Here is a 26316-nt window from a genome sequence, read left to right as displayed (position 1 = left end):
GCATGCGCCTTGCAGGGCCTTCGCCTGGGCTCAGTTGCTGCGCGGCGCCACGGTGAAGCGGCCGGTGACGCGCCCGCCGCGGCCCGACGACACGCCGGTGCCGCCGCCCGCCACCGCGCTGCCATCGACGGTGGCGCGCCCGCTGTTCAGATCCATGACGAGGCGGCCACCCTTCACCTGGTTGGCGCCGCGCGTCAGCACGACATTGCCGAGCATGGTGATCAACCGGCGATTGAGATCGTAGATGGCGATGTTGCCCGTCGCCGTCTCGCTCGGCGACTGGACGACGACCCCGCCCGATGCGTCCAGCCGCTGGATCTGCGGGTTGCCGCCACTGGCATTGGCATAAGCCACGGTGAGGCGCTGCGCGGCGAGGTTGAGATTGCCCTGCTTCACCCGGACATTGCCCGAGAAGAGCGCGCGATCCGACCGGTCCTGCACCTCTATCCGGTCCGCCTCGACATCGACGGGGCCGTCGCTGTTGTGATTCTTGAGCGCGGACACCGCCTGCGCCCCGGCAGGCGCGGCGAGCGGCAGCAGAGCGGGCATCAGGGCTGCGAGGGCGAGGCGGCGGATCATCGCGTCCCTCTGGCGGCGCCCTGCACGATGTGCAAGCGCGCGCGACCGGTCAGCACCACCGTGCGGCCGCGCAGATCGGCGGACAGCTGGTTGGCGCGGAACGTGCCGAGCGGCATGCGCCCGTCCACCGCGCCGCCGCTGCGCACCATGCGCGTCGGCAGATCCACCGCCACGTCGCGCGTGTCGAGCTGATAGTCGTCTGCCCGGCGGAAGCGGACGGGGCCGTCGATCGCCACCGTCTCCTGGCTCATGTCGTAGCGGCCGCGCGGCGCGGTGACGGTGGCGGGGCCGTCCGCCATGTCGAGCCGGCCCGACAGATCGTTGAGGCGGACCACCGGATCGCGCGAGGTGAGCTGCACCGCCGAGCCGGCCTGGAGGGCGAAGCCCTGGCCCTTGGCATCCTGCCCGCGGTAGACGGCGCCTTCCGCGCGCATCCGCTCATGCGCGACGGCCACGCGGTCCTTGGACAGGACGAAGCTGATGTCGCGCCCGCCCAGCAGCGGCGCCAGTGCGAGCAGCACTGCCAGAGCGGCGACCGCCACCGGCAGGATGATCCGCAGCGCCCCGATCAGCCGATCGTGGCTGCTGCCCGCGGCCGCCCACGCCTGCCGTGCGCGGCGCTGGCGGACCGCGGCGTCAGACATGGGCGAAGATGTCGACCTCGGGCCAGCCGGCAATGTCCAGCGCGGCGCGCGACGGCAGGAAATCGAAACAGGCCTTGGCCAGCGCCATCCGTCCCTCGCGCACCAGCCGCTCGTCCAGCTTCACGCGGAGCTGGTGGAGGAAGCGCACGTCGGAGGCGGCATAATCCTTCTGCGCGTCGCTCAGCTCGGGCGCACCCCAGTCGGACGATTGCTGCTGCTTGGAGATATCCTGACCGAGCAGCTCGCGCACGATCTCCTTCAGGCCGTGGCGATCCGTATAGGTGCGCACCAGCCGCGAGGCGGTCTTGGTGCAATAGACCGGCGCGGCGACCGTCCCCAGATAATATTGGATCGCGGCAAGATCGAAGCGGGCGAAATGATAAAGCTTCAGCCGCGCAGGATCGCCCAGCACGCGCCGCAGCTCCGGCGCGGCATAGTCGCTGCCGGGCCTGAAGCGGACGAGATGCTCGTCCCCCTCGCCATCAGAGATCTGGACGACGCACAGCCGGTCGCGCGGCGTAATGAGCCCCATGGTCTCGGTATCGACGGCGATCGGGCCGGGGGCGAGGACGCCCTGCGGCAGATCCTCCTCGTGGAAATGAACAGCCATGCGGGCCCGCATAGGCGCGCGCGCCGCGGCGAACAATATGGCTGGTTCGGTCCGCTCTGGTGCCAAGAGCAGGACGGAGCGCCGTTGCAGCGGGTTCGATTGCACGGAAAGCGCTCGCTCCGTTCACAAATTTACTTTATGGCGATTCTTTGGCGCGGCAGATACATTCGCGCTGGAGGTCATGAGCGTCTCGGCGCCCGCGATCTTTCAAGCAGGGGCGACACGTGGGAAAGACGTTTCAGGCATGAGTTTCGATCGAGGACGGCGCGGGCAGCGCGGCGGCAAGGACAAGCGCGAGGGCTTCGGCGGCGACGACTTCTACGGCGGCGGCGGCGGCTTCGGTGATCGCGGCGGCTTCGGTGGCGGCGGCGGTTACGGCGGCGGTGGCGGCTATGGCGGCGGCGGCGGCGGTTACGGTGACCGCGGCGGCTTCGGCGGTGGCGATCGCGGCGGCTTCGGTGGCGGCGGCGGCGGTTACGGCGGCGGCGGCGGCGGTGGTTTCCGCGGTGGCGGCGGCGGTGGCGGCCGCGGCATGCCCGCGCAGGTCATCGGCGAAGGCAAGGGCGTCGTTAAGTTCTTCAACGCGCAGAAGGGCTTCGGCTTCGTCGTGCGCGATGACGGCGGCGAGGACGTGTTCGTCCACATCTCTGCGGTCGAGCAGGCGGGCCTGTCCGGTCTGGCCGAAGGTCAGCCGCTCGAGTTCACGCTGGTGGATCGCGGCGGCCGCATCTCGGCGACCGACCTCAAGATCGAAGGCGAGCCGATGCCCGTCACCGATCGCGCGCCTCCGCGCGATGCCGGTGGCATGGGTGGCCCGGGCGGCGCCCGTGGCGGCCCGCAGCGTCAGCTGACCGGTGAGAAGGCAAGCGGCACCGTCAAGTTCTTCAACGCGATGAAGGGCTTCGGCTTCATCCAGCGCGATGACGGGCAGCCGGATGCGTTTGTCCACATCTCCGCGGTCGAGCGTGCTGGCATGACCTCGCTCAACGAGGGCGACCGGCTGGAGTTCGAGCTCGAGGTGGATCGTCGTGGCAAGTATGCCGCGGTGAACCTGAGCCCGCTGCAGTAAGACCTCGCCTCCGGGCGACGTCGACAGAACAGGCCCGGTCGCCCCTGCGGCGGCCGGGCCTTTCTTTTGGCCGGCGCTGCACCGCGACGGCTCACCAGGTGCTGCCGCTGCCGGAACAAAAAAAGCGGCGCCGGCGGTGAAGCCGACGCCGCCAGTCGGGTCGCACCCATTTGATGGGCCGGATCGGAATAATCTGCATCACCCGATCGGGGGATGCTGGACATCACACCTCCGAGACGCGCACATAAAAAGCGGGGAAATCAGGGGGCAGCGCGGCGTGGCGACCGATGAGATTGCGCGACTTGCACATCTCTTTGCCCAGGCTGCGGTTAATGCGGATGGCTGGCTGCCCGCGCTTTCCGCGCTGAGTGCCGCGACTGCCAGCGCGCATGGCGAGCTGCTGTTCCTCGATCGACGCACGCAGGCTCCGTTCGGCTGGTGGTTCACCGATGTCGAGGCGATTAATCTCGACCGGTTCCGCGAAGCCGGCGGCTACGATCCCCGGGCCAACATGCGAATCGCGACGACCGGCCGTCCGATGCAGATTGTCCACGAACGGCATTACGATCTCGTCCAGCCGCTGCTGACCGAGGGTGAGGCGCTGCGCGACGTCTGGCTCGAGTCGCGGGTGGAATCGGGCTGCCAGGTCGTGCTGCTTGACGATCCCGACCTGCTCGTCGGGCTGGCGGTGCTGCGAGGCGGCCGCGACGGGCGGACCTGCGAGGCGGATCGCGCGCTGTTCGCCGCGGTAGCACCATTCGTCCGCGATGCCGCAACGATCAGCATCGGCATGGAGCGCCAGGGTGCGCAGCTGATGGCCGGTGCCTTCGAGTCGGTCGCCGCCGCCGCTTTCCTGCTCGACGGCATGGGCCGGCTGATGGCGCGGACCAGCGCGGCCGAGGCGTTGCTGCGCGACGGCCGCCTGCTGGTGATCGACGGCCGGCTGGTGGCGCCGGCGGGGGGTGCCATGGCCTTCGCCCGCGCGATCGCGCAGCGGCTGCGGCCGGAGCCCGGCCTGCCTCCGCCGCTCGCCACCGTGGCGCTGGAGAGCATGGCCGGGCTGCTCGTCGCCGATGTCTCCGCCTTGCCGCGCGGTGTGTGGAGCTATGGCGCGACGCCGTCGGTGCTGGTCGTGGTGCGGGGCGGGGCGCTGCGGCGCGACGGCGCGGCGGCGCGGCTGCGCGCGGCGTGGGACTTGTCACCGGCGGAGGCGGAGGTTGCGCTGGCGCTGGCCGACGGCCGCTCGCGGGCGGAGATTGCGGCGGCGCGCGGCGTCTCCCTGGAGACCGTACGCTCGCAGCTCAAGACGCTGTTCGGCAAGGCGGGCGTGACGCGCGAGGCGGAATTGGCGGCCCGCGCCGCGGCGCTGATCGGGGCGGCCTGACCTCGCCCGCTCAGGCGATCATGCGGCGCAGCGTCTCGATCCGGTCCGCCTCGTGTGCGGGCTTGTCGCGGCGGATGCGCGCGATCCGTGGGAAGCGCATGGCCACGCCCGATTTGTGGCGGCGCGATTCGTGGATCGAATCGAACGCAATCTCGAGCACGAGGCTCTTCTCCACCTCACGCACGGGGCCGAACCGCGCGGTGGTGTGCGCGCGGACGAAGCGGTCCATCTCGCGCACTTCCTCGTCGGTGATGCCCGAGTAGGCCTTGCCGACGGGCAGCAACTCGCCATCCTCGGTCCAGCAGCCGAAGGTGTAATCCGAATAATAGCTCGATCGTTTGCCGTGGCCGCGCTGCGCATACATGACGACGCAGTCGGCGGTGAGCGGATCGCGCTTCCACTTGTACCACAGGCCCGCGCGGCGGCCGGCGATATAGGGGCTGTCGCGGCGCTTCAGCATCACGCCCTCGATCGCGGCATCGCGCGCGCCTGCGCGGATCGCCTCCAGCGCGTCGAAGTCGGCGGCGTCGATCGTCTGCGACAGGTCGAACCGCTCGGGATCGAGCGCGGCGGCGAACCGCTCCAGACGCGGCCGCCGCTGTGCCCAGGGCAGTGCGCGCACATCCTCCGCGCCGTCGAAAAGGATGTCGTAGAGGCGGACGAACGGCGGATAATCCGCCGCCATCTTGGCCGACACCGTCTTGCGGCCCAGCCGCTGCTGCAGCGCGTTGAAGCTGGCGGCCGATCCGCCATGCTCGTCCGCGCCCTGATCGGCGCCGCGCACCATCAGCTCGCCATCGACGACGCCGCTGGTGCGATAGGCCGCGACGATCTCCGGGAAGGAGCCGCTGATGTCGTCTCCCGCGCGGCTGTAGAGCCGGGTCTGGCCACCCGCGCCGACGATCTGCACGCGGATGCCGTCCCACTTCCACTCGGCGGCATAGTCGGCGAGGTCGACGCGCGCATCCTCCAGCCCGTGCGCCAGCATGAAGGGGCGGAAGACGGGCGTGTCCTCTGCCGTCGGCTGTTCGCCATGCCCCTCGCCCCAGGCGAACAGCGGCAGGAAGGGCGGGGTCAGCCCGTGCCACACCTCCTCCACGGCCTCGACATCGAGACCGAACGCCTGCGCCAGCGCGGTCTTGGCGAGCCGCGCCGAGACGCCGACGCGCAGTTCGCCCGTGGCGAGCTTGAGCAGGGCGAAGCGGCCCGACGAATCGAGATGGTCGAGCATCTGCGCCACCGCCTGCGGCGCCTCCGACCGGCCGAGCGATTGCAGCCGCTCCACAACCGCGCCCAGTCGCAGCGATCCGTCGTCCAGCTCGGCGGGCTGGTCGATCCGCTTGGGCCAGATCAAGGCGGCGGTCTCCGCCAGGTCGCCGACGAAGTCGCGGCTCATCGCGAACAGCACGGGATCGACGCGTTCCTCGACAATGGCGCGGATCGCCGCGGCCTTCACCGCGCGGATGTCGAGCGTGCCCGTCAGCGCCGCCATGGCCCAGCCACGATCGGGATCGGGCGTGGCGCGCAGGTAATCGGCGATCAGCTTCAGCTTGGCATTGCGCGACCGCGTGTAGACGAGCGCATCGAGGAGCTGACTGAATTCCCGCACGCCTCGGCAACGCGCGTGGGCTCGCACCGGTTGCGGCGGCGATATGATCGGCTAGGACGGCAGCCATGCTGCGCCGCATCATCGCCGCCCTGCTGCTTGTCGGGATCGGGCTGACCGGGATCGCCTTCCTCGTCGCGCGGCAGACGCCTGCCGTTCACGCCTATCGTGTCGGCATGGTCGATTGGCCTGAAGGCACGCCGCCGCTCCGCCTCGTGATGCTGTCGGACACGCATGTCGGCAGCGCCGCCATGCCGCGCGCGCGGCTCGACGCCATTGTCGATCAGGTCAATGCGCTGCGGCCCGACTGCGTGCTGCTCGGCGGGGACTATATCGAGGGCTATCCCAGGCAGAGCACCGTCAAGGCCGAGGCGCGCGCGGTGGTGGCGCCGTTCGCGCGATTGCGCCCGCGGCTGGCGACGATCGCGGTCGCCGGCAATCACGACATGGTGCGCGACAGGGACGAGAGCCGCGCCATGCGCGCAGCGCTGGCGCGGATCGGCGCACGCCCGCTGGATTATTCGGCCACGCGCTGTGGCCCGCTGACCGTCGCCGGCTTCGATCATCCTCATTTCTCGAAGGAGCATGTGCGGCAGACGGCGGCGGCGGCGACGCGGCTGGGCGGCCCGGTGCTGCTCCTGTCCCACTCGCCCGAGCATTTCGAGCGGGAGGGTGTGCGGCGATTCCCGCTGATGGTGGCAGGCCACACGCATTGCGGGCAGATCGCCGCGCCCTTCTACGGCGCGATCCTGACCGCCAGCGTCGACCGGCGGCTGGCCTGCGGGCTGGTGCGCGAGGGGGGCAGGGTGCTGATCGTCGGGCCGGGGCTCGGCACGTCGGGGCTGCCGCTCAGGCTGTTCACCCGGCCCGAAATCCTGCTGATCGAAGTGGGTCCGCGTCAGGGATAGCTGACGGTGGTCGGCACGTCCGGCAACGGGATATGCTCCTCGGCATCGCCGGGGACGAGCGGGAAGCGGCCCGCGCGCCAGTCCGCCTTGGCCTGCTCGATCCGCTCGCGCGACGAGGAGACGAAGTTCCACCACACATGCCGCGGCGTGGCGAAGGCGGCGCCGCCCGCCAGCATAACGCGCCCGCCGCGCTGCGATCGCAGCGTGCCCGCATAACCGGGCTTGAGCAGGTAGAGCGTGCGCTGGAGCAGCGGGACCCCATCCACGCTGGCATCGCCATTGGCGAGATAGACGGCACGCTCCTCCGCCTCCGCATCGAGCGGCACGGCGGCGCCCATCGTGAGCAGGATGTCCGCATAGATGGTGGGGCTGTGCGCGGTGACGGGCGACGTCTCGCCCCACAAAGTTCCCATGATGACGCGGGCGCGCGCGCCTTCGGAGGACACCATCGGCAGCGCAGCGGCCGGCACATGCTCGAAAGCGGGATCGATCTCCTCTCGCCCGTCGGGCAGCGCCAGCCACGTCTGGATGCCCGACAGGCGCGGGCCGGCGGCGCGTGCGTCGGCGGGCGTGCGCTCCGAATGGACGATGCCGCGTCCTGCCGTCATCAGGTTCACCGCGCCCGGCTCGATCACGATGCGGGTGCCGAGCGAGTCGCGATGCTCGATCGCGCCGTCGAACAGATAGGTGACGGTGGCGAGATCGATGTGCGGGTGCGGCCGCACGTCGATGCCGCCGCCCGCCGGCAGCGTTGCCGGGCCCATCTGGTCGAAGAAGATGAACGGCCCCACCATCGTCCGTTCGCGTGAGGGCAGGGTGCGATGGACCTGGAAGCCGCCGAGATCGTGGCTGGCGGGCAGGATCGTCTGGAGGAAGGGGTCAGCCATGCGGTGCGGTCTCCAGCAGCATGTCGGCAAGATCGACGGGAAAGATGAGTTCGGGCCAGTCGGCCAGCTCGGCGGGTGTGAACCAGCGCCATTCCTGCATGATGCGGCGTTCCAGCTCGGTATGGCCGGCGGTGTCGACGGCGCACTCATCCACCTGAAGCCGGAAGAAGCGCTCGTCGGCATCCACCTCGACGCCCTCCAGCGTCAGGAACTGGACGACGCGGCGGGCGACGACGGCGCCGGGATCCGCATCCAGCCCGGTTTCCTCCAGCAGCTCGCGCCGCGCCGCCGCCTCATAGCTCTCGCCCCGCTCGACGGCACCGCCCGGCGTGACCCAGAAGGGCGGGCGATCCGCCGGCACGAAGCGGAACAGCAGGATGCGGCCGGCGCGATCCAGAAGCAGGATGCGCGCGGCCGGGCGCAGGGCGCGCATCGTCACGCCGCGTCCAGCTCCGGATAATGGCGGAACAAGCCGTCGCCGAACGCCTGACAGCGATTGCTGCCGAGATAGTCGGCGAGCTCGGGCAAAGCGGCGACACGTGCGTGCAGCTGGATCAGCCGCGGGCAATCGCGCGCGACGCCGGCGAAACGCTGCGGGAAGGCGAAGGCGAGCCCTTCGAGCAGGTGCCACAGCGAAAGGTCGGCATAGCTCCACCGCGCACCCGCCAGCCACGGCTGGTTGTGCAGCAGCACGCGCTCGAACCAGTGGAGGAATTTGGGGATGCGATCGGTGCGGAAGGCATGCGCGGCGCTGGCCGCCTCCGCCGCCTGCTCTTCATAGGTCAGCGCGACGGACACCGGGTGGTGGACGTTGTGCGCCTCCGCCGCCATGTCCATGATCGTCAGCTGCACCTGGTTGACCCACAGCCGCCCGGCCAGTTCGTCGGGGGCGAGGCCGTGCCGCTCGCCGAGGAACAGCAGGATATTCGCCGTCTGCGCGATGGTCATGCCCTCGGCGCGCAGCCAGGGCGGGGCGAGGGGCGGGTGATCGCGCGGGGTGACGAGCTCCTGCTGGAGCGCCGCGACGGCGTCCGGCTCGAGCGCCACGTCGCGATAGGGGATTCTGCCCGCTTCCAGCGCGAGGCGGACGAACTCGCCGCGCCCCGGTATGCCCGGCCAATACCACAGCTCGTAGGCGCTCATGCTTCCTCCGGCGATCGGGCCCTGATCGCCAGCGCATGGACCCGCTCGCGCAGCAGGTCGGCCAGCGCCGCATTGACCAGTCGCTGACGATCAACGCGCGACTTGCCGGTGAAGGCATGCGCGACGATCTCGACGGTGAAATGGCTTTCGCCGCGCGGATCGTGGCCGGCATGGCCGCGATGCTTGGCGCTGTCGTCCGTCACGACAAGCCGTTGAGGGGAAAGGGCGGATTGCAGCCGTGTGGCGATTTCTCGCGCCACCGGCCCGGTGCCAAGCGGGTCCATGACCCCTACATAGGCCCTTTCACTCCCAAGAGGCGAGCGTTGGCGGAACAGGGTAAGCGGCGGGAAACGCGTTTTCACGGCCGCATCGAACGGGAAGAGACATGCGCGCACCCCGGCTGCACCGAACCGGGTGAGTTCCGCGCGCCGGGCGAGCGGCGCGGCGGCTTCGACGGGCCGGGCGAGTGGCGCTGGCTGTGCCTCGATCATGTCCGTGCGTTCAACGGCGGCTACAACTTCTTCTCAGGCATGAGCACGGAGGAGATCGAGGCGGCGCAGCGGCCTTATGCCGGGTGGGAGCGCGAGACGCGCGCCTTTGCCGCGGGCGCGGGCTCGACGCCGCGCTGGGCGGATTTCACCGACCCGCTCGACGCGATCCAGGCATCCCTGCGCGGTCGCATGGCGGATGCCGCGCCGCGCGCCGATGGCCGCCCGCTGAGCGATGCGGACCGGCGATCGCTCAAGGTGCTGAAGCTCGGCCCCGATGCCGACCGGCGCGAGCTGCGCGAGCGTTATGCCGAGCTGGTCCGCCGTTACCACCCGGACCGCAACGGCGGGGATCGCAGCCATGAAAAGGCGCTCGGCGAGGTGATCGCCGCCTATCAGCATCTGCGCAAGGCGGCCGCCTTCGCCTGAACCGTCAGGCGAGCCTCAGTCGATCGAGCCGCCTTCCGCCAGCGTCTTCAACTGGTCGAGGCACGCGCCCCAGCCTTCGGCGAAGCCCATCGCCTCGTGCTGGGCGCACGCTTCCTCGGTCCAGTGGCGGGCGGTGCCGCGCAGGATCGTGCCGCCCGCGCCATCATCGTCGAAGCTCCAGATGCCGACCATGAAGGGACCGGCAGGCTGCCAGTCGCTTTGGAAGGCGTCGGTGGTGACGATGCGGTGCTCGCTCGCCTCTAGGACGATGCCGTGGTTCGGCATGTCCTCGCCGTCCGGACCCAGCATCCGCATCTGCGAAACGCCGCCGGGGTGCAGGTCCAGCCTGTCCACCACCATCCGCCATGGGCGCGGGCAGAACCACTCCTCGATCCGCTCCTCCCACATCCGTCGCACCGTGGCGGGTGGAGCGGCGACGCGGCGCTCGACGGTCAGTTCGTGCGCCTGCGCCGGGCGGATGGCGCAGCTATTGTCGGCCGTCTCGGTCATGCCCGTGCTCCGACGAAGCCGACGGTTGCGCCCTGCGGATCGCGCGCGACCAGCGCGAAGCTGCCGCCGGGGATCTCGTCCGGCCCCTGCAGCACCTCGCCGCCGCCCGCAGTGACAGCGCGCGCGGCGGCATCGATGTCGGGCACCATGAAGTAGGTCGTCCAGCCCGCCTTCGCGCCCCGTATCTCGCGCATCAGCGCGCCGATCGACAGCGCGCCCGCATGGAGGAAGCGATAATCGCCAAGCTCGCCCATCGGCATCGCGCCCTCCTGCCGCCAGCCGAACCGGCCAGCGTAGAAAGCGAGCGCGGCATCGGGATCGGGCGAGGCCAGCTCGTTCCACACGGCATGGCCGGGGCGGGCATCCTGCGCCGCCTCGAAGGCGCGGCGGTCGCCCTCCGTCTCGGGCGTCATGACGTAGAAGGTGGCGCCCCACGGATCGGCCAGCAGCGCCATGCGGCCGACGCCGCCCAGCGACATGGGCGGCATCAGGATGCGCCCGCCCGCCGCCTCGATCTCCGCCGCCTTGGCGTCAGTGTCCGTCACGCCGTAATAGGCGAACCAGGTTGGCCCGTCGCCGAAGCCTGGCGGCGCCGTCATCAGCCCGCCGATGGCCTCGCCATCCGGCGCCATCAGGATGCGGTAATCGATGCCCGGCATGCCGCTCGGCGCGATCGTCCAGCCGGTGACGGCGGCGTAGAAGGCCTGCGCCGCGTCCGCGTCGCTCGTCATCAGCTCATACCAGATCGGTTCGTTCTCGCTCATCGGATCAAGCTCCCGCTTCGTCGACGATGACGGCGAAGCCGCCGTAGATCATGCGCTTGCCGTCGAACGGCATGTCCTCGGGCGCCGTGTGCATGCGATCGTCCGCCATGATCGCCGCCATGCCGGCGTCGCGCGCGGCCTTGTCGGCCCATTCGCACCAGGAGAAGACGATCACGTCGCCGTCCTCCGCATGCGCGGCGCGGTAGAAGTCGGTGATCGTGCCCGCGGGCACGTCATCCCCCCACGCCTCGACGTAGCGCAGCACGCCATGATCGCGGAACACGACGGACGCCTTGGCGGCGAGCGCGGCATAGGCGTCACGCTTGGCCTTCGCCACCGGCAGGACGAAGCCGTCGATATAGCGGCCGCGCCCGCTCCCCTCGTCGAGGAAGGGCGCGAAGCCGCCGAACATCATGCGCTTACCGTCGAACGGCAGCTCGCCCATCTCCGCCATGCGCGGATCGCTCATCAGGCCGGCATTGGCCGCGTCATAGGTGGCGCGATCGGGATACTCAATCCAGCTGAACAGCGCCGCCTCATCGTCGCCGCGCTGCACCGCGCCATGAAAGTCGTTGAGCTTGCCGGTGGGCACGTCGTCGCCCCACGCCTCGACCAGCCGGGTCGCGCCATGGTCGGCGAACAGCGGCACCGCGCCGGTCGCGTGGCGGATATAGTCGTCACGCCGGGCGAGCGGCACGGGGGTGAGGAAGCCCTGCACATACGTCATCGCGCATCTCCCATGAAGACGGCGCGGAGCGCGGGGCGGCGCAGCAGCAGCCCGCCCCAGACGATCGCGCCGAGATAGAGGCCGAACAAGGTATGGCTGACCAGCGGATTGCCCACGCGCAGGTGGCAGGCGATGGCCCCGCCGAGATAGCCGGTCAGCAGCACCGCCCCCAGCACCGCCGTCCGCGGCCAGGTATAGAGCAGGGTGCAGGCCGCGAGGATGAGCCCGAGCAACCGGTAGAAACCGATCTCCGCCGGCAGGCCGAGCGGCGGGCTGTTGGCGATCATCGCCGCGGGCGCGATCAGCTTGCCGCCCGCATCCATGGCAAGGAACAGGATGGCGATGCCGCTGAGCACCCGGCCGGCAATGACACCGCGGGAGAGCCGCGCCGCCGGCTGCGCCGTCATGGCCGCCGCGCTCACGCCGCGACGCCTTGACCGGCGGTGGCCGCCATCGCTGCCTCCATGTCCATCCACGCCAGACCGATCATGTGACCGTCCGGATCGGTGAAGCCGCGGCCATACATCCAGCCATAATCCTCGACCGGCGCAGGATCCGCCGTGCCGCCCAGCGCGACCGCGCGGGCGACAGTGGCGTCCAGCGCCTCGCGGCTGTCCTCGGACAAGGTGATCAGCATCTGCGCGGTCGCGCTCGCTTGGGGCGCTCCTGCGGGCGCGAAATCGGCGAAGCGCGCGTGGCTGAGCAGCATGAAGTAGATCGTGTCGGAAAAGCGGACCGCCGCGCCCGCATCCCCTTCGCGATACCTGTCGTCCTCCGTTGCGCCGATGGCGCTATAGAAGGCGACGGCGCGGGCCACGTCGCTGACGGGCAGGTTCACGAAAATCATCCTCGCCATGGCAGTCCGCTCCCTTGATCCGGCGAATCGTCCCTTGAAGCTTGTGCCTGCGATAGTTACCTAAAGCAACCATGAAGTCCCAAAAACTAACTGACGTAGCTGCCGGGCGCTCGCGCTGGTATGATGACGCCTGCGGCACCGCCCATGCGCTCGAGCTGGTGGGTGAGCGCTGGTCGCTGCTGATCCTGCGCGAGCTGATGTTCGGCGCGCGCCGATTTTCCGAGCTGCGCCGCGCCCTGCCGGGGATCAGCGCCAACGTGCTGACGCAGCGGCTGGTCGGGCTGGAGCAGGCGGGGCTGCTCGTGCGGCGGCTGCTGCCGTCCCCCGCCAATGTCGCGGTCTACGAACTGACGCCGTGGGGCTATGAGGCGGAGGAGCCGATCAAGGTGCTCGGCCGCTGGGCGGTCCGCTCGCCCGATCACGATCCGACCCTGCCGCTGTCCGCTGCGTCGCTGATGATGTCGTTCCGCACGATGTTCGATGCGGGCCGGGCGGCGGGGCTGGAGGCGGTGATCGGCTTCGATCTCGGCGCGGCGGACCGCTTCGTCGCGACGATCGGGCAGGGCGCAATCGCCGTCGTTCGCGGCGATTGCGCTTCGGCGGGCTTGCGCCTCACCGGCACGCCCGAACAGGTCGGCGCCATCGTCTATGGGGGCGCCGCCGCGCAGGACGTGGGCGTGCGGGTGGACGGGGATGCGCCGCTGCTCGCGCGCTTCGCGCAGCTGTTCCCATTGCCGGAAAAGGCGGGCATTGCTCCGGGCGCTGCGGCTCAATAGGCACTTGCCCGATCCTGCGGCGTTATCCTCGCCCTGCCTCTCCTGGACCTGGACCCGATGACCGATCTGCCGAACACACAGCCCGACAGCCGTGCCGCCCCCGTGCTCGACGCGCCCGACAAGCGCGTGAAGGTGCGCGACATGTTCGGCATCGATTCAGATCTGGAGGTGCCTGCCTTCTCCGAGGCGGACGAGCGGGTGCCCGATCTCGATCCGGCCTATGTGTTCGATCCGGAGACGACGCTGGCGGTGCTCGCCGGCTTTGCCCACAATCGCCGCGTGATGGTGCAGGGCTATCACGGCACCGGCAAGTCGACGCATATCGAGCAGGTGGCCGCGCGGCTGAACTGGCCCTGCATCCGCATCAACCTCGACGCGCATATCAGCCGCATCGACCTGATCGGCCGCGACGCCATCGTGCTGCGCGACGGCGCGCAGGTGACCGAATTCCGCGAAGGCCTGCTGCCCTGGGCGCTGCAGACGCCGACCGCGCTCGTGTTCGACGAATATGATGCCGGCCGCCCCGACGTGATGTTCGTCATCCAGCGCGTGCTGGAGACAGAGGGCAAGCTGACCTTGCTCGACCAGAATCGCGTGATCCGGCCCAATCCGTGGTTCCGCCTGTTCGCCACCGCCAACACGGTGGGCCTCGGCGACACGACGGGGCTCTACCACGGCACGCAGCAGATCAATCAGGGCCAGATGGACCGCTGGAACGTGGTCGTCACGCTCAACTATCTGCCGGCCGCGGTCGAGGCGCAGATCGTGCTCGCCAAGTCGGGCGAATATGACAAGCCGGACGGCAAGAAGGTCGTCGACAACATGGTCAAGGTGGCGGATCTCACCCGCCGCGGCTTCGTCGCGGGCGATATCTCCACCGTGATGAGCCCGCGCACCGTGATCAGCTGGGCGCAGAATGCGCTGATCTTCGGCGATGTCGGCACGGCCTTCCGCCTGTCCTTCCTCAACAAGTGCGACGAGGCGGAGCGGTCGCTGGTCGCCGAATATTATCAGCGCGTCTTCGGCAAGGATCTGCCGGAAAGCGTCGTCGGCCGGAAGTGACCGGACGGGGAGGGCTTCGTCATGGCGGATAATTCGCCCATGGACGCGTTCCGCGCGGTCCTCGCCGGCACGGCGCGCGCGGTCTCGGGCGATCCCGAGGTCGAGGTTGCCTTCAGCGCGGATGGCGGCGGCGCGCTCGGCAAGCAGGTGCGCGTGCCGATGCCGTCGCGCAACCTGCCGTCCGAGCAGGTGGCCGAAGCGCGCGGTGCGGCGGACGGCGCGGCGCTGCGCCTGCGCCACCACGATGCCTCGCTCCACGGCCGCGGGCAGCCGATCGAGGCGGTGGCCCGCGCGGTGTTCGACTCGATCGAGCAGGCACGCGTCGAGGCGCTCGGCGCGCGATCGATGGCGGGCGTGCGCGCGAACCTCACCGCCAGCCTGACGCAGAAGCTCCGCTCCGACCCGCTGACCCGGGCGCGCACGCGCGACGAGGTGCCGCTCGCCTCCGCGCTCGGCCTGATCCTGCGCGAGCGACTGACCGGCGACGCGCCGCCTGCGGCTGCCACCGCGCCGTTGGCCCTCGTCCGCGACTGGATCGAGGAGCGCGCGGGCGGCGATCTCGATGCGATGGCGCTCGCCATCGACGATCAGCGCGCCTTCGCGGCGCTCTCGGCCAAGCTGCTGCAGGATCTGGAGCTGACCGCGGCCGATACGCCGCCCGAGGATGGCGACGCGCCCGAAGGCGAGCAGGAGCAGGAGGAAGGCGAGTCCGAACAGGACGGCGAAGACGATACCGACAATGAGTCGGGCGGCAGCGACAGCCAGATGGAGATGCGCGCCGAGGCCGGTGAGGACGAGGGCGACGAGGGCGAGCAGGGCGACCTCGACGAAGAGATGATGTCCGATGCCGAAAGCGGCATGGATGACGATTCGGACAATGGCGCCGCGCCGCAGCGGCCCAACCGGCCGCTGGCCGATCTTACCCCCGATTTCGGCTACAAGGCGTTCACCACCGTGTTCGACGAGGTGATCGAGGCGAACGAGCTGTGCGAGCCCGAGGAGCTCAACCGGCTGCGCGCCTATCTCGACCAGCAGCTCGTCCACTTGCAAGGCGCCGTCACCAAGCTGGCCAACCGGCTCCAGCGGCGGCTGATGGCGCAACAGTCGCGCAGCTGGGATTTCGATCAGGAAGAGGGGCTGCTCGATGCCGGGCGGCTGGCGCGCGTGGTCGTCAGCCCCGGCTCGTCGCTCAGCTACAAGGTGGAGCGCGATACTGAGTTCAAGGACACGATCGTCACGCTGCTGATCGACAATTCAGGGTCGATGCGCGGGCGGCCCATCTCGATCGCGGCGATCAGCGCGGACATCCTCGCGCGCACGCTGGAGCGGTGCGGCGTCAAGACCGAGATCCTCGGTTTCACCACGCGTGCGTGGAAGGGCGGCCAATCGCGCGAGCGCTGGCTGGCGGACGGCCGCCCGCCGACGCCCGGCCGGCTGAACGACCTGCGCCACATCGTCTACAAGCGTGCGGACGAGCCGTGGCGCCATGCGCGCCGCAACCTCGGCCTGATGATGCGCGAGGGATTGCTGAAGGAGAATATCGACGGCGAGGCGCTGCTGTGGGCGCACAACCGGCTGATCGGACGGGCTGAGGACCGCAAGGTGCTGATGGTCATCTCCGACGGTGCGCCCGTGGACGATTCGACGCTGTCGGTGAACTCAGGCAGCTATCTGGAGAAGCATCTGCGCCAGGTGATCGCCTGGATCGAGGGCCGCTCACCGGTCGAGCTGGTCGCCATCGGCATCGGCCATGACGTGACGCGTTATTATGCGCGCGCGGTGACGATAATGGACGCCGAGCAGCTGGGCGGCACGATGGTGGAGCAGCTGGCAGGCCTGTTCGACCTCAAGACCTGAGCGGCGCCGGACACGAAAAGGCCGGGCCCCGTTTCCGGAGCCCGGCCCTCCTCGTTACGCTACGCGAGGATCTCAGCAGTTGCGGTCGATCGCGCGGCCGGCCAGCGCACCCAGGCCGCCCCCGATGATCGCGCCTGCGGTGCCATCGCCCCGGCCGTAACGGCCGCTGCCCTGGCCGATCTCGTTGCCGAGCAGGCCGCCGGCGATCGCGCCGATGATGGTGCCGCCGGTGCCGTTGTCGCGGCAGCGATAGCCGCGGCCGTACCCGCGGGCATAGCCGCGCCCGCCATAATAGCCGCGGTTGCCGTAATAGCGGCCACCGTCGCGATAGCCGTATCCGCGGCCATAATAACGATCACCGCCGCGGTAGCGGGCGCCACGATAGCCGTCATAGCCGCGGTCGTAGCCACGGGCATAACCGCCATTGCCGTATCCATAACCCCAAGGCTGCGCCGACGCAGCGGTGGGCGCGACCAGCGCGGCGGCCGCCAGCGCCGTCGAGGTGCCGATCGTGAGAAGCTTGCGGAACATCGCCTGATCTCCTGTCCGAACCACTGGCGGCCTGCTCGCCGCCTCACCATGGCCTTATGCCGCCGGTCGCGTGACGCGAGGCTGAATGCCGATGTTAGCGGCCGTTCAGCTTGCGACCCCTTGGCGGGTAACGCGCGAGCACCGTAAACGGCCGCCGGTGCGCGCGCTTCGTCTCTTTCCCGCTCTGGCGATGCTGCTCGCGACCGCCTCGGTCCCGTTCGCGGCGCACGATCCGCACGCGCCGATCCGTGCCTGGCCGGTGCTGCTCGATCTCGACCGTCCGGCGCTGCGCACGCTTGGGCAGCTGCGCTTCGTCCGCGGGTGGGCGCTGGCGAGCGCGAATGCGTCGTTCGGCGGCATTTCGGGTCTGGTGGCATGGCGCGGCCGCCTGATGGCGGTGAGCGATACGGGCACCGCAATCAGCTTCCGCCTGCACGACGGGCAGATCGTCTCGCCCTGGATCCGGCCGCTGCCCGGCTTGGCCAGGCGCGCGCGCAAGAAATATCGCGACACCGAGTCGCTGACGATCGATCCGGCGACCGGCCGCCTGTGGGTCGCGACCGAGACGAACAACGAGGTGTGGCGATTCGCGGCCGACTTCGCGCGAGCCGAGGCGGTGGCGCGTCCGCCGGCGATGCACGACTGGCCCGACAATGGCGGCGCCGAATCGATGACGCGACTGCCCGACGGCCGCTTCGTGGTGGTGGCGGAGCATCGCGAGGGGCGCCGTCCCCGCACCGCCGAACTGCTCGTCTTCCCTGGCGATCCAACGGCTGGCGTCCGTCCGATCCGGCTGGACTATCGCCGGCCGCGCGGCTGCGTGCCGAGCGATGCCGCCGCCTTACCCGATGGGCGGCTGCTGGTGCTCAATCGCTGCTTCACGCTACGGCACGGCTTCTCGGCAGTGCTGGAGCGGGTAGACCTGAACCAAGGCCGGCGCAGCGACCTGTTGGTGGGGGAGGAGATTGCGCGCTTCGCCCGGCCGATCACGCTGGACAATCTGGAGGCGGTGGCGGTGGAGGCGGTTCCCGGCGGCGCGCGCCTGTGGATCGCGTCGGACGACAATTTCAGCATCGCACAGCGTACGTTGCTGCTGGAATTCATCCTGCCCGATTGAGGCAGGCCAAGTTTGCAGACACGGAAAAAGCCCCGGCTTTCGCCGAGGCTCCTTGTCCGGAAAGCGGCCCCGGCCTGTGGCCGGGGCGGGGCCTGATCAGGCCGCCTGCTTCTTGGCGATATCGCGCTTCAGGCGGCGCGCACGCAGCGACAGCTTGTCGTCGCTCGTCTTCAGCAGCCAGTTGTCGAGGCCGCCGACATGCTCGACCGAGCGCAGGCCGTGCGTCGAGACGCGCAGCTTCACGCTCTCGCCCAGCGCGTCGGAGATCAGCGTGACGTTCTGCAGGTTCGGCAGGAAGGTCCGCTTGGTCTTGTTGTTGGCGTGAGACACGTTGTGGCCCACCTGCCGGCCCTTGCCGGTCAGCTCGCAAATGCGCGACATCGCTTTCGAATCCTGCTGTTCGGTTGCCCGGAAAGTCGGCGCGGATAACGGCAGGCGGTGATTTCGTCAACCGCGGCAATCGTTGCGCGAATGCAACCGTATCCCAAATCGCCCGTTAGGGGCCACCGTCATGGGGACAACAGGAGAGACGAAATGCGCGGTGTGCTGATTGCTTTGGTGGTGGTCGTGTTGCTCGGCATCGCAGCAGTGGCGACCGGGTTCGTCAATCTCAGCGGCGACGCGGGCAAGCTGCCCGAGGTCGCGGTCGAAGGCGGCAAGCTGCCGTCGGTCGACGCCGATGTGGGCAAGGTCGTCGTCGGCACCAAGGAAACGCAGGTCGACGTGCCGAAGGTGACGACCGAGAAGGAGTCGATCGACGTTCCCGTCGTCGGCGTCCAGAAGGCCGACGGCAAGTAAGATGCCCGTGCTGGCGATCATCGCGGCGGTGCTGTTGCCGCCGCTCGGGGTGTTCCTCCGCGAGGGGCTGTCGACCGCCTTCTGGGTGGACGTGCTGCTGACCATCCTCGCCTGGGTGCCGGGCGTGATCTTCGCGCTGATCGTCGTGCTCAAGCCGGACCTGCTGCCCGCCGGATGGCGGCGGCAGGGACCGGCGCGGGTGAGGTGACGCAGGCCGCCCGGCTGTCTAGTCGGGCGGCATGGCCTTTCCACTGCCCTTGCCCATGCGCCGCGCGCTCGATCTGGCGAACGCGGCTGCGGCAGCGGGGGAGGTGCCTGTCGGTGCGGTGGTGATGCGGGGCGACGCGCTCGTCGCCACGTCTGCAAATGCGATGCGCGGGGGCAATGACCCGACCGCGCATGCCGAGATCGTCGCGATCCGGGCCGCTGCGGCGGCGCTCGGCACATCGCGACTCGATGATTGCGATCTGTGGGTGACGCTGGAGCCGTGCGCGATGTGCGCGGGCGCGATCGCGCTGGCGCGGCTGCGGCGGCTTTACTTCGCGGCGCCCGATCCGAAGGGCGGCGCCGTGCTGCATGGCCCGCGCCTGTTCGCGCAGCCGACCTGTCACCATCGTCCGGAGGTTTATCCGGGGATCGGCGAGAGCGAGGCGGCGGCGCAGTTGCGCGACTTCTTCGTCACGCGGCGCTGACCGCCGCAGAACCGCTCAGGCGGCGCGGCGTGGGCCGGTCTGGCTGAGCCACGAGCGTGCCTGGCGCTGTGCCTCGGCGATCTCGCGCTGGCTCATCTCGCCGGCGATTTCGGCGCGGCATTGCTGCGCATGCGCCGATCCCGCCACAGCGGCGAGGTTGAACCATTTATGTGCCTCGACGAGGTCGATCGCGACACCGCCTGCCCCGGCGGAGAAAGCGATGCCCAGATCGACCAAAGCGTCGACGTCACCTTGAACCGCATCGGCCATGCGGCTCGCCATCAGGAAATCGGCCGATTTCTGGCTGTATCCCATGTTCTTGCCCCTTTTCGACGAGAGGCAGGATGGCCCGGCGACCTTCAAGAAATGGTTAACACCGCTTTCGCCAGATCAGTTCTCGGCGTCCGGCTCCACCGCCAGATTGTCGATCAGCCGGGTGGTGCCGATCCGTGCGGCGACAAGCAGGCGGCCGGGTGCCGATTCGCGCGGCTCCAGCGTCACCGCATCGACCAGCGCGATGTAGTCGACCGTGGCGAAGCCCGCCTCAAGCAGCCGCCGCTCGGCCAGCGCAAGCGCTTCCGCCGCCGCCTGCCCGCGCGCGATCGCCGCCGCAGCCTCGCCCAGCGCTCGCGGCAGCGCACGCGCCGCCGCCCGCTCGTCCGGCGTCAGATAGGCGTTGCGCGAGGAGAGGGCGACGCCGTCATCCTCGCGCTGCGTCGGCACGCCGACGATCTCAACGGGCAGATCGAGGTCGGCAACCATGCGGCGGATGGTGGCGAGCTGCTGGAAATCCTTCTCGCCGAACAGCGCGACATCGGGCGCGACCTGGTTGAGCAGCTTGCACACCACCGTCGCCACGCCGGCGAAATGGCCGGGGCGGGACGTGCCGTCCCACCGCTCGGTCACGCCCGACACGGTGATGCTGGTAGCGAAGCCCGCCGGATACATGGCGGCGGCGTCGGGCGCCCACAGCAGCGCGGTGCCGCCCGCTTCTAGCATCGCCGCATCGGTTGCCTCGCGGCGGGGATAGCGGTCGAGATCCTCGTTTGCGCCGAACTGGGTCGGGTTGACGAAAATGGAGACGACCACCGCATCGGCCCGCCGCCGCGCCTCCGCCACCAGTGCCATGTGGCCGGCGTGCAGCGCGCCCATCGTCGGCACCAGCGCCACCCGCCGCCCGCCGGCGCGCAGGCCCGCCATCGCTGCCCGGAGTGCCGCCACGTCACGAACCGTTTGCACCCCCGGCCCCCCTCCACTAGGTTCGGCTGGCGCTTTAGGGGGGCGCTCGGGGGCCGATCAAGGGCCGTATTCCCGTTTTCGGAGCTGGTAGTGGCCAACGCGCATCTGATTGTCTTCGCAAATGAAAAAGGCGGGTCGGGCAAGTCCACCACCGCCGTCCACACCGCGGTCGCGCTCGCCAGCGCCGGCCGCCGCGTGGCCGCGCTGGATCTCGATCACCGCCAGCGGACCTTCGGCCGCTATCTCGACAATCGCGCGCTCACCGTGAAGAAGACCGGGGTCGAACTGCCGACGCCTGCGCACGAGACGCTCGATCCGGCCAAGCATGACGTGGCCGAGCGGATCGCCCACTGGCGCGATCAGGTGGACGTGATCATCGTCGACACGCCGGGCCGCGACGATGCGCAGGCGCGTGCGGCGGTGGAGCGGGCGGACACTTTGGTCACGCCGATCAACGACAGCTTCGTCGATCTCGACTTGATCGGCCAGGTCGATCCCGAGACTTACAGGATCCGCCGGCCGAGCTTCTATGCCGAGATCGTGTGGGATGCGCGCAAGGTGCGCGCCAAGGCAGATGGCGGCACGGTCGACTGGGTGGTGCTGCGCAACCGCCTGCAGCATATCGAGGCGCGCAACATGAAGCGCGTGGCGGCGGCGCTGGGCGAGCTTTCCAAGCGAGTCGGCTTCCGCGTCATCCCCGGTCTGTCCGAGCGCGTCATCTTCCGCGAACTCTTCCCCAAGGGCCTCACCTTGCTCGACCTCAAGGCGATCGGGCAGGAAGCGGGCCTCGCCCATGTCGCCGCGCGACAGGAATTGCGCGAGATGATTTCAGGCCTCGCACTGCCCGACTGGCTGAAGGGCAAGGCGCCCATGCTGCAGACGGCAGGGCTCGACATTGCCGGCGCGCCGGTGGCCGCCTGATGGGCCTGACGCTCATCGTCGCGATCCTCGTCACCGGCTGGGCGTGGAAGTCCGGCCGGCTGAAGGCGCTGCGTTACGGCGATGTTGCGGCGGCTGTCGCCGCACTGGTCGCGCTCAACGGGTTCCGCCACGGCTCGCCCGGCCTCGGCTTCCTCGGCTTCGCGGTTGCGGGCGCATGGCTGTTCTGGCGGCGCAAGGAGCCGGCGGTGCTGCCCGATACGGAGGAGGCGCGCCGCCTGCTCGAACTGCCCCACAATGCAAGCGCCGCCGAAGTGCGTGCGGCGCATCGCCGGCTGATCGCGCGGGTGCATCCTGACGCAGGCGGCTCGGCCGAACTGGCGCGCCGCGTCAACGCCGCGCGTGACGTGCTGCTGGAGGAGTTGAACTCCACCGCCGTTCGCGCGTCCTGACGCCGATCCTTAATGTCTGCGGCGTAACGACCGCGGCCGAACCACTTTCCGGGAGACCCGCATGACGCACCGCTTCGACCCGACCTCGCTGCGCGAATATGATATTCGCGGGATCGTCGGGCAGACGCTGGGCGAAGCGGATGCCTATGCCATCGGCCGCGGCTTCGCCACGCGGGTGCGCCGTGCGGGCGGCACGCGCGTGGCGGTGGGGCGCGACGGCCGGCTGTCGTCGGAGGCGCTGGAGGCGCAGCTGCTGCGCGGGCTGACCGAGGGCGGGGTGGACGTCGTCCGCATCGGTCTCGGCCCGACGCCGATGCTCTATTATGCCGAGGCGACGCTGGAGGTGGATGGCGGCATCCAGATCACCGGCAGCCACAATCCGGGCAATTACAACGGCTTCAAGATGGTGCTCCAGCACAAGCCCTTTTTCGGCGAGGACATTCAGTGGATCGGCCGCGCCGCAGCCGAGGGGGACTGGGAAGAGGGCAGCGGCACCATCACCGATGCCGACATCATGGACCTCTATGTCGAGCGGCTGATCGCCGGCTATTCGGGCGGCGACTTCAAGATTGGCTGGGACTGCGGCAACGGTGCGGCCGGGCCGGTGATCGAGAAGCTCGTCAAGCTGATCCCCGGGGAGCACCATCTGCTCTTCCCGGAAGTGGACGGCAACTTCCCGAATCACCATCCCGATCCGACCGAGGAGAAGAACCTCGCCGACCTCAAGGCGCTGGTCGCCGAGAAGGGCCTGGATTTCGGCCTCGCCTTCGATGGTGACGGCGACCGGCTGGGCGCGGTGGACGGCAAGGGCCGCGTCGTGTGGGGCGATCAGCTGCTCGCCGTGCTGGCCGAGCCGGTGCTGCGCGAGGAGCCTGGCGCGACGATCATCGCCGACGTGAAGGCATCCCAGGCGCTCTACGACCGGATCGCGGAGCTGGGCGGCACGCCGCTGATGTGGAAGACCGGCCATAGCCTGATCAAGACCAAGATGAAGGAGACGAACGCGCCGCTCGCCGGTGAGATGTCGGGCCACATCTTCTTCGCGCATGATTATTACGGGTTTGACGATGCGCAATATGCCGCCGTCCGCCTGATCCGCGCGGTGCGGCTGCTCGGCGGCTCGCTCACGGCACTGAAGGATGCGATGCCGGCGATGGTCAACACGCCCGAGATGCGCTTCCAGGTCGATGAGAGCCGCAAGTTCGCGGTGATCGACGAGGTGCTCGACCGGCTGGAGGCGGACGGCGCCGACGTGAACCGCACCGACGGCGCGCGCGTCAACACGGCGGATGGCTGGTGGCTGCTGCGCGCGTCCAACACGCAGGACGTGCTGGTGGCGCGCGCCGAGGCGAAGGATCAGGCCGGGCTCGACCGGCTGATGGCGCAGATCGACGCGCAGCTCGCCGCCAGCGGGCTCGAGCGCGGGCCGCAGGCGGGCCACTGAGGCCGCTGCTCGACGGGGATCGCCGCATCCCCGTCGCGCGGGGTGCCGCCTTCGTCGCTCCGCCCCGCGCCTCGTCGCAGGTGCGTGGCGCGCATCACAGGGCCGCTCCACCGATGCGTCAGGATCGACGCATCGGACGCAGGGGAGCGGTTTCATGATCTACCATCTATCGATCGAGGCGGACGTGCCGCAGCGCGTCGCGCAGGTGCTGGCCGAGCTGATGGGCGGCGTGGCGACGCCGTTCCCGCCGGTGACGCCCGGCAGCTGGCTCGCGCTCGCGCCCGACGCGCACAACAGCGCGGTCGAGGTATATCCGCGCGGCACGCAGCTGCACGAGACGCCGGGCGATGCCGATGCGCATGGCGTGATCGCGCCGACCTCGCGTCACTGCGCCACGCATTTCGCGCTGGGCGTCGACAGAAACGAGGCCGAGGTGATGGCGATCGCCGCGCGCGAGGGCTGGCCCGCCAAATATCGCAAGCGGGACGGTGTGTTCGGCGTGATCGAGCTCTGGGTCGAAGGCTGCCTGATGATCGAGGTGCTGACCCCCGAGATGCAGGCCGAATATCGCCAGGGGTTCACGATGGATGCGTGGCTCGCCGCCGTCGCGCGGATGGGGCTGGACCGTCAGGCTGCCTGACCGGCGCTTACCCCGGACGACGTGTCCGGAACGGGGTTGACGATCGTGCCGTCCGGCGCGGCGGTATAGTTGGTCTGCGTCGGATAGGCGAAGGGGATCCCCTCCTCGTTGAACCGGCGCATGATCGCGAGGCCCACGGCACTGCGCGCATTGTAGACCTCGTCGTAGATCTGGCTCATCACGTCGAACTGCACCTCGAAGTCGACCGAGGAGCCGGCAAAGGCGGTGAGGCCGCAGCGCACCAGCTTGCACTTGTCCTGCGCCTCGATGATCTCGCGGATCATCGCGGGCACGCGCTCCAGCACGTCGACCGGCGTCTCGTAGGTGAGGCTCAGCACGAAGCTCATCCGTCGCCGGTCGAGATTGGCGAGGTTGTGCAGTTCCTTGTCGAGCAGGTTCTTGTTCGAGATGATGATCTGCTCGCCCGTGATCGAGCGGACGCGCGTGGACTTGAGGCCGATCGATTCGACCGAGCCGTTGGTCCCGTCCCACCGCACCGAATCGCCGCGGCGGAACGGCTTGTCGAAGATGATCGCCAGCGCCGCGAACAGGTCCGCGAAGATGCCCTGCGCGGCGAGGCCGATGGCGATGCCGCCGATGCCGAGACCCGCAATCAGGCCGGTGACGTTGACGCCCAGATTGTCGAGCACCAGCACGATGGCGATGGCGAACAGGCCGAACGTCACCAGCAGGCGGATGATGCCCATGGCGGAGCCGAGCCGGCCATGCTCGGTATCGCCACCCGCACGATGCTCCACTGCACCCAGCACGATCTCGCGCGCCCAGATCGCCGCCTGGAAGGCCGCGGCGATGGTGAAGGCGGCCTGGATCACCTGCTGCACGCCCGCGGGCGGCTGCGCGATGCCGGACACCATCGCGGCGGCCAGCGCGACCATGAACCACAGATGCGTGCGGGAAACGGCGCGGCCGATGATCGTTCGCCAATGCGTGTAGCCCGGTTCGCGGCACAGCCGCGCGCCGATCATGCGCAGCCCGTAGAGCGCGGCGACGATGGCGACGCCTGCTGCCAGCGCGATGCCGATCTGGAGATAATGGGTCAGGAACCAGTCGACGCTCTGGTCCCACAAATCGCGGATATCCCCCGCCAGACTGGCGACGCGCTCGCTGGGGCGCACGGCGGGGGCCGTGGCATTGGCATTGCTCGTCATGTCAGGCCGCCTTCCGCTCCGCTTCCGCGGCCTTTTCGGCAGCCACCTCGCGGAGGAAGCCGATCAGCCCGCGCTCGGCCGGACGCATCCAGCGCGTGGCCCGCGGCAGCTTGAGCCCGCCGATGCAGGCGCCCTGGCGGGTCAGTTCGATCAGCGCCGGGTGAACATAGGATTTGCGCGCGATGGCGGGCGTGTTGCCCAGCGCCTGTGCGACAGGCTCCAGCATGGCCTTGAGCGAGCAGCTGGTATCGCCCGAGGCGAGCAGGGTCTCGAAAGCGATGACCGAGGCCCCCCAGGTGCGGAAATGCTTGGCGGTGAAATCCGTGCCCGTCGCGTCGCGGATATAATCGTTCACGTCGACCGAGCCGACGGCGTGGCGATGCCCGTCACCGTCGACATATTGGAACAGGCGCTGGCCCGGCAGATCCTGGCAACGCTTGACGATGGTGGCGAGACGCCGGTCCTCCACCGTGATCCGCTGCGTCTTGCCCGACTTGCCGAGATATTCGAGGTGCAGCCGTCCCTTCGAGAATTTGGCATGCCGATCGCGCAGCGTCGTTGCGCCGAAGCTCTTGTTCGCCTTGGCATAAGCATCGTTGCCAACGCGGACGCGACCGAGATCGAGCAGGCGGACGATCGCGGCGACCACCGTGTCGCGGCCGAGCGCGCGGCGCGACAGATCGCAGTCGACGCGCTGGCGCAGCTTCGGTAGCGCGTCGCCGAAATCGGCGGTCCGCTCATATTTCGCGGCTTCCTGCGCCTCGCGGAAGCCGAGGTGATAGCGATACTGCTTCCGCCCCTTCTCGTCCCAGCCGATCGCCTGGATGTGTCCATGCGGATCGGGGCAGAACCACGCGTCGCGATAGGCGGGCGGCAGCGCGATCTTGTTCAGCCGGTCGATCTCGTCCCGGTCGGTGATCCGCTCACCGCCTGCATCGAAATAGCCCCACTTGCCGCGGATCAGGCGGCGGGTGATGCCGGGCTCGGCGGGATCGGAGAAGCTGAGCGACGGCGGCACGCGCGGTCCTTAGGTGATTGCGGCAGGGCTGACGGATG

General features: G+C 69.5%; 34 protein-coding genes. 15 read left to right on the top strand and 19 right to left on the bottom strand.

All coding sequences use genetic code 11. The features are described from left to right. Positions 1 to 30: 30 nt before the first annotated feature. From BM360_RS13585 to BM360_RS13575, 3 genes are read right to left on the bottom strand one after another with little or no spacing between them, the layout of a single operon-like run. A complete protein-coding gene (locus BM360_RS13585) occupies positions 31 to 579 on the bottom strand; it encodes an LptA/OstA family protein (RefSeq protein WP_093315475.1) in 549 nt (182 codons plus the stop codon). Then, the gene (lptC, locus tag BM360_RS13580; RefSeq protein WP_093315472.1) at positions 576 to 1223 is read right to left on the bottom strand and encodes an LPS export ABC transporter periplasmic protein LptC; all 648 of its coding nucleotides are present in this window, start codon (positions 1221 to 1223) and stop codon (positions 576 to 578) included. The genes BM360_RS13585 and lptC overlap by 4 nt, the downstream gene beginning before the upstream one ends. Then, positions 1216 to 1833 carry a ribonuclease D gene (locus BM360_RS13575; protein WP_093315470.1) on the bottom strand — a complete coding sequence of 206 codons (618 nt, stop codon included), beginning with the start codon at positions 1831 to 1833 and terminating at the stop codon, positions 1216 to 1218. Before BM360_RS13575 ends, lptC begins: the two co-directional genes overlap by 8 nt. 244 nt (positions 1834 to 2077) lie before the next feature. Between BM360_RS13575 and BM360_RS20045 the strand changes: the two genes are divergently transcribed. Together BM360_RS20045 and BM360_RS13565 are read left to right on the top strand one after the other, a co-directional pair. Further along, positions 2078 to 2902: a cold-shock protein gene (locus tag BM360_RS20045; protein ID WP_093315467.1), complete on the top strand. Its 825-nt coding sequence runs from the start codon at positions 2078 to 2080 to the stop codon at positions 2900 to 2902. A 277-nt stretch (positions 2903 to 3179) separates the two neighbouring features. Next, positions 3180 to 4286, top strand: a complete 1107-nt coding sequence (locus BM360_RS13565; RefSeq protein ID WP_093315465.1) for a helix-turn-helix transcriptional regulator — start codon at positions 3180 to 3182, stop codon at positions 4284 to 4286. A 10-nt stretch (positions 4287 to 4296) separates the two neighbouring features. Here BM360_RS13565 and BM360_RS13560 read toward each other — a convergent pair whose 3' ends face one another. Next, on the bottom strand, positions 4297 to 5895 hold the full coding sequence (locus tag BM360_RS13560) for a cisplatin damage response ATP-dependent DNA ligase (RefSeq protein ID WP_093315463.1): 1599 nt from the start codon (positions 5893 to 5895) through the stop codon (positions 4297 to 4299). 65 nt (positions 5896 to 5960) lie between these two features. Between BM360_RS13560 and BM360_RS13555 the strand changes: the two genes are divergently transcribed. Further along, on the top strand, positions 5961 to 6800 hold the full coding sequence (locus BM360_RS13555) for a metallophosphoesterase (protein WP_093315460.1): 840 nt from the start codon (positions 5961 to 5963) through the stop codon (positions 6798 to 6800). On the opposite strand, the gene BM360_RS13550 is transcribed toward BM360_RS13555, so the two are convergent. Genes BM360_RS13550 through BM360_RS13535 form a run of 4 tightly spaced genes read right to left on the bottom strand, consistent with a single transcriptional unit; the run spans position 6791 to position 9114 of the window. After that, positions 6791 to 7687, bottom strand: coding sequence for a pirin family protein (locus BM360_RS13550; RefSeq protein ID WP_093315457.1), 897 nt, complete (start codon positions 7685 to 7687; stop codon positions 6791 to 6793). The two genes, BM360_RS13555 and BM360_RS13550, sit on opposite strands and share 10 nt — an antisense overlap. After that, a complete protein-coding gene (locus BM360_RS13545; protein WP_093315455.1) occupies positions 7680 to 8120 on the bottom strand; it encodes an NUDIX hydrolase in 441 nt (146 codons plus the stop codon). The genes BM360_RS13550 and BM360_RS13545 overlap by 8 nt, the downstream gene beginning before the upstream one ends. A gap of 2 nt (positions 8121 to 8122) precedes the next feature. Next, positions 8123 to 8830, bottom strand: a complete 708-nt coding sequence (locus BM360_RS13540; RefSeq protein WP_093315453.1) for a glutathione S-transferase — start codon at positions 8828 to 8830, stop codon at positions 8123 to 8125. Beyond that, the gene (locus BM360_RS13535) at positions 8827 to 9114 is read right to left on the bottom strand and encodes a BolA family protein (RefSeq protein ID WP_093315451.1); all 288 of its coding nucleotides are present in this window, start codon (positions 9112 to 9114) and stop codon (positions 8827 to 8829) included. The genes BM360_RS13540 and BM360_RS13535 overlap by 4 nt, the downstream gene beginning before the upstream one ends. 39 nt (positions 9115 to 9153) lie before the next feature. Between BM360_RS13535 and BM360_RS13530 the strand changes: the two genes are divergently transcribed. After that, a complete protein-coding gene (locus BM360_RS13530) occupies positions 9154 to 9747 on the top strand; it encodes a J domain-containing protein (RefSeq protein ID WP_093315449.1) in 594 nt (197 codons plus the stop codon). Between the two features lie 15 nt (positions 9748 to 9762). On the opposite strand, the gene BM360_RS13525 is transcribed toward BM360_RS13530, so the two are convergent. The 5 genes from BM360_RS13525 to BM360_RS13505 are packed head-to-tail and all read right to left on the bottom strand — an operon-like array spanning position 9763 to position 12604. After that, positions 9763 to 10257: an SRPBCC domain-containing protein gene (locus BM360_RS13525; protein ID WP_093315447.1), complete on the bottom strand. Its 495-nt coding sequence runs from the start codon at positions 10255 to 10257 to the stop codon at positions 9763 to 9765. Continuing rightward, positions 10254 to 11021 carry a VOC family protein gene (locus BM360_RS13520; RefSeq protein ID WP_093315444.1) on the bottom strand — a complete coding sequence of 256 codons (768 nt, stop codon included), beginning with the start codon at positions 11019 to 11021 and terminating at the stop codon, positions 10254 to 10256. Before BM360_RS13520 ends, BM360_RS13525 begins: the two co-directional genes overlap by 4 nt. Positions 11022 to 11025: 4 nt before the next feature. Further along, positions 11026 to 11748, bottom strand: coding sequence for a DUF1428 domain-containing protein (locus BM360_RS20130; RefSeq protein WP_093315442.1), 723 nt, complete (start codon positions 11746 to 11748; stop codon positions 11026 to 11028). Beyond that, positions 11745 to 12170, bottom strand: a complete 426-nt coding sequence (locus BM360_RS13510; protein ID WP_207544596.1) for a DoxX family protein — start codon at positions 12168 to 12170, stop codon at positions 11745 to 11747. The genes BM360_RS20130 and BM360_RS13510 overlap by 4 nt, the downstream gene beginning before the upstream one ends. Next, entirely contained in the window at positions 12167 to 12604 is a 438-nt protein-coding gene (locus BM360_RS13505) for a VOC family protein (protein ID WP_093315440.1), read from the bottom strand. Before BM360_RS13505 ends, BM360_RS13510 begins: the two co-directional genes overlap by 4 nt. 71 nt (positions 12605 to 12675) lie before the next feature. Between BM360_RS13505 and BM360_RS13500 the strand changes: the two genes are divergently transcribed. Genes BM360_RS13500 through cobT form a run of 3 tightly spaced genes read left to right on the top strand, consistent with a single transcriptional unit; the run spans position 12676 to position 16299 of the window. Next, positions 12676 to 13380 carry a winged helix-turn-helix transcriptional regulator gene (locus BM360_RS13500; protein WP_093315437.1) on the top strand — a complete coding sequence of 235 codons (705 nt, stop codon included), beginning with the start codon at positions 12676 to 12678 and terminating at the stop codon, positions 13378 to 13380. 57 nt (positions 13381 to 13437) lie between these two features. Then, complete coding sequence (gene cobS / locus BM360_RS13495) at positions 13438 to 14442, top strand: cobaltochelatase subunit CobS (RefSeq protein WP_093315434.1); 1005 nt, start codon at positions 13438 to 13440, stop codon at positions 14440 to 14442. Positions 14443 to 14463: 21 nt separating this feature from the next. Further along, on the top strand, positions 14464 to 16299 hold the full coding sequence (gene cobT, locus BM360_RS13490; RefSeq protein WP_093315432.1) for a cobaltochelatase subunit CobT: 1836 nt from the start codon (positions 14464 to 14466) through the stop codon (positions 16297 to 16299). 72 nt (positions 16300 to 16371) lie between these two features. On the opposite strand, the gene BM360_RS13485 is transcribed toward cobT, so the two are convergent. Further along, positions 16372 to 16830, bottom strand: coding sequence for a glycine zipper 2TM domain-containing protein (locus BM360_RS13485; RefSeq protein WP_093315430.1), 459 nt, complete (start codon positions 16828 to 16830; stop codon positions 16372 to 16374). A gap of 157 nt (positions 16831 to 16987) precedes the next feature. On the opposite strand from BM360_RS13485, the gene BM360_RS13480 reads away from it, so the two are divergent. After that, positions 16988 to 17947, top strand: a complete 960-nt coding sequence (locus BM360_RS13480) for an esterase-like activity of phytase family protein (RefSeq protein ID WP_165611308.1) — start codon at positions 16988 to 16990, stop codon at positions 17945 to 17947. 96 nt (positions 17948 to 18043) lie between these two features. On the opposite strand, the gene rpmB is transcribed toward BM360_RS13480, so the two are convergent. Next, positions 18044 to 18328, bottom strand: a complete 285-nt coding sequence (gene rpmB, locus BM360_RS13475; RefSeq protein WP_093315425.1) for a 50S ribosomal protein L28 — start codon at positions 18326 to 18328, stop codon at positions 18044 to 18046. A 153-nt stretch (positions 18329 to 18481) separates the two neighbouring features. Between rpmB and BM360_RS13470 the strand changes: the two genes are divergently transcribed. The 3 genes from BM360_RS13470 to BM360_RS13460 are packed head-to-tail and all read left to right on the top strand — an operon-like array spanning position 18482 to position 19437. Next, the gene (locus BM360_RS13470; protein ID WP_093315423.1) at positions 18482 to 18745 is read left to right on the top strand and encodes a hypothetical protein; all 264 of its coding nucleotides are present in this window, start codon (positions 18482 to 18484) and stop codon (positions 18743 to 18745) included. A gap of 7 nt (positions 18746 to 18752) precedes the next feature. Further along, the gene (locus BM360_RS13465) at positions 18753 to 18953 is read left to right on the top strand and encodes a YqaE/Pmp3 family membrane protein (protein WP_242653480.1); all 201 of its coding nucleotides are present in this window, start codon (positions 18753 to 18755) and stop codon (positions 18951 to 18953) included. Between the two features lie 31 nt (positions 18954 to 18984). Beyond that, the gene (locus BM360_RS13460; RefSeq protein WP_093315419.1) at positions 18985 to 19437 is read left to right on the top strand and encodes a nucleoside deaminase; all 453 of its coding nucleotides are present in this window, start codon (positions 18985 to 18987) and stop codon (positions 19435 to 19437) included. A 15-nt stretch (positions 19438 to 19452) separates the two neighbouring features. Here the strand turns inward: BM360_RS13460 and BM360_RS13455 are convergent, their stop codons facing one another. Both BM360_RS13455 and panC read right to left on the bottom strand, forming a co-directional pair. After that, the gene (locus BM360_RS13455) at positions 19453 to 19752 is read right to left on the bottom strand and encodes an SEL1-like repeat protein (protein ID WP_093315417.1); all 300 of its coding nucleotides are present in this window, start codon (positions 19750 to 19752) and stop codon (positions 19453 to 19455) included. A gap of 75 nt (positions 19753 to 19827) precedes the next feature. Next, complete coding sequence (gene panC / locus BM360_RS13450) at positions 19828 to 20676, bottom strand: pantoate--beta-alanine ligase (RefSeq protein ID WP_093315415.1); 849 nt, start codon at positions 20674 to 20676, stop codon at positions 19828 to 19830. 84 nt (positions 20677 to 20760) lie between these two features. On the opposite strand from panC, the gene BM360_RS13445 reads away from it, so the two are divergent. From BM360_RS13445 to BM360_RS13430, 4 genes are all read left to right on the top strand, one after another. After that, positions 20761 to 21597 carry a division plane positioning ATPase MipZ gene (locus BM360_RS13445; protein WP_423228916.1) on the top strand — a complete coding sequence of 279 codons (837 nt, stop codon included), beginning with the start codon at positions 20761 to 20763 and terminating at the stop codon, positions 21595 to 21597. Further along, positions 21597 to 22007 (top strand): J domain-containing protein, encoded by a 411-nt coding sequence (locus tag BM360_RS13440; protein WP_242653479.1) that lies wholly within the window; start codon positions 21597 to 21599, stop codon positions 22005 to 22007. Before BM360_RS13445 ends, BM360_RS13440 begins: the two co-directional genes overlap by 1 nt. Before the next feature lie 61 nt (positions 22008 to 22068). Next, positions 22069 to 23451 (top strand): phosphoglucomutase/phosphomannomutase PgmG, encoded by a 1383-nt coding sequence (gene pgmG / locus BM360_RS13435; RefSeq protein ID WP_093315410.1) that lies wholly within the window; start codon positions 22069 to 22071, stop codon positions 23449 to 23451. Between the two features lie 154 nt (positions 23452 to 23605). After that, on the top strand, positions 23606 to 24091 hold the full coding sequence (locus tag BM360_RS13430) for a hypothetical protein (protein WP_093315407.1): 486 nt from the start codon (positions 23606 to 23608) through the stop codon (positions 24089 to 24091). Here the strand turns inward: BM360_RS13430 and BM360_RS13425 are convergent. Together BM360_RS13425 and BM360_RS13420 are read right to left on the bottom strand one after the other, a co-directional pair. Further along, positions 24079 to 25260, bottom strand: a complete 1182-nt coding sequence (locus tag BM360_RS13425; protein ID WP_093315405.1) for a mechanosensitive ion channel family protein — start codon at positions 25258 to 25260, stop codon at positions 24079 to 24081. The genes BM360_RS13430 and BM360_RS13425 overlap by 13 nt on opposite strands. 1 nt (position 25261) lies before the next feature. Then, positions 25262 to 26278, bottom strand: a complete 1017-nt coding sequence (locus tag BM360_RS13420; RefSeq protein ID WP_093315403.1) for a DNA topoisomerase IB — start codon at positions 26276 to 26278, stop codon at positions 25262 to 25264. Between the last annotated feature and the right edge of the window lie 38 nt (positions 26279 to 26316).

This window comes from Sphingomonas jatrophae, from assembly GCF_900113315.1.
Taxonomy (GTDB): Bacteria; Pseudomonadota; Alphaproteobacteria; order Sphingomonadales; family Sphingomonadaceae; genus Sphingomonas_P; species Sphingomonas_P jatrophae.
The sequence above is the reverse complement of the archived record's forward strand: the minus strand, read 5'-3'. Positions and strand labels throughout refer to the sequence as shown.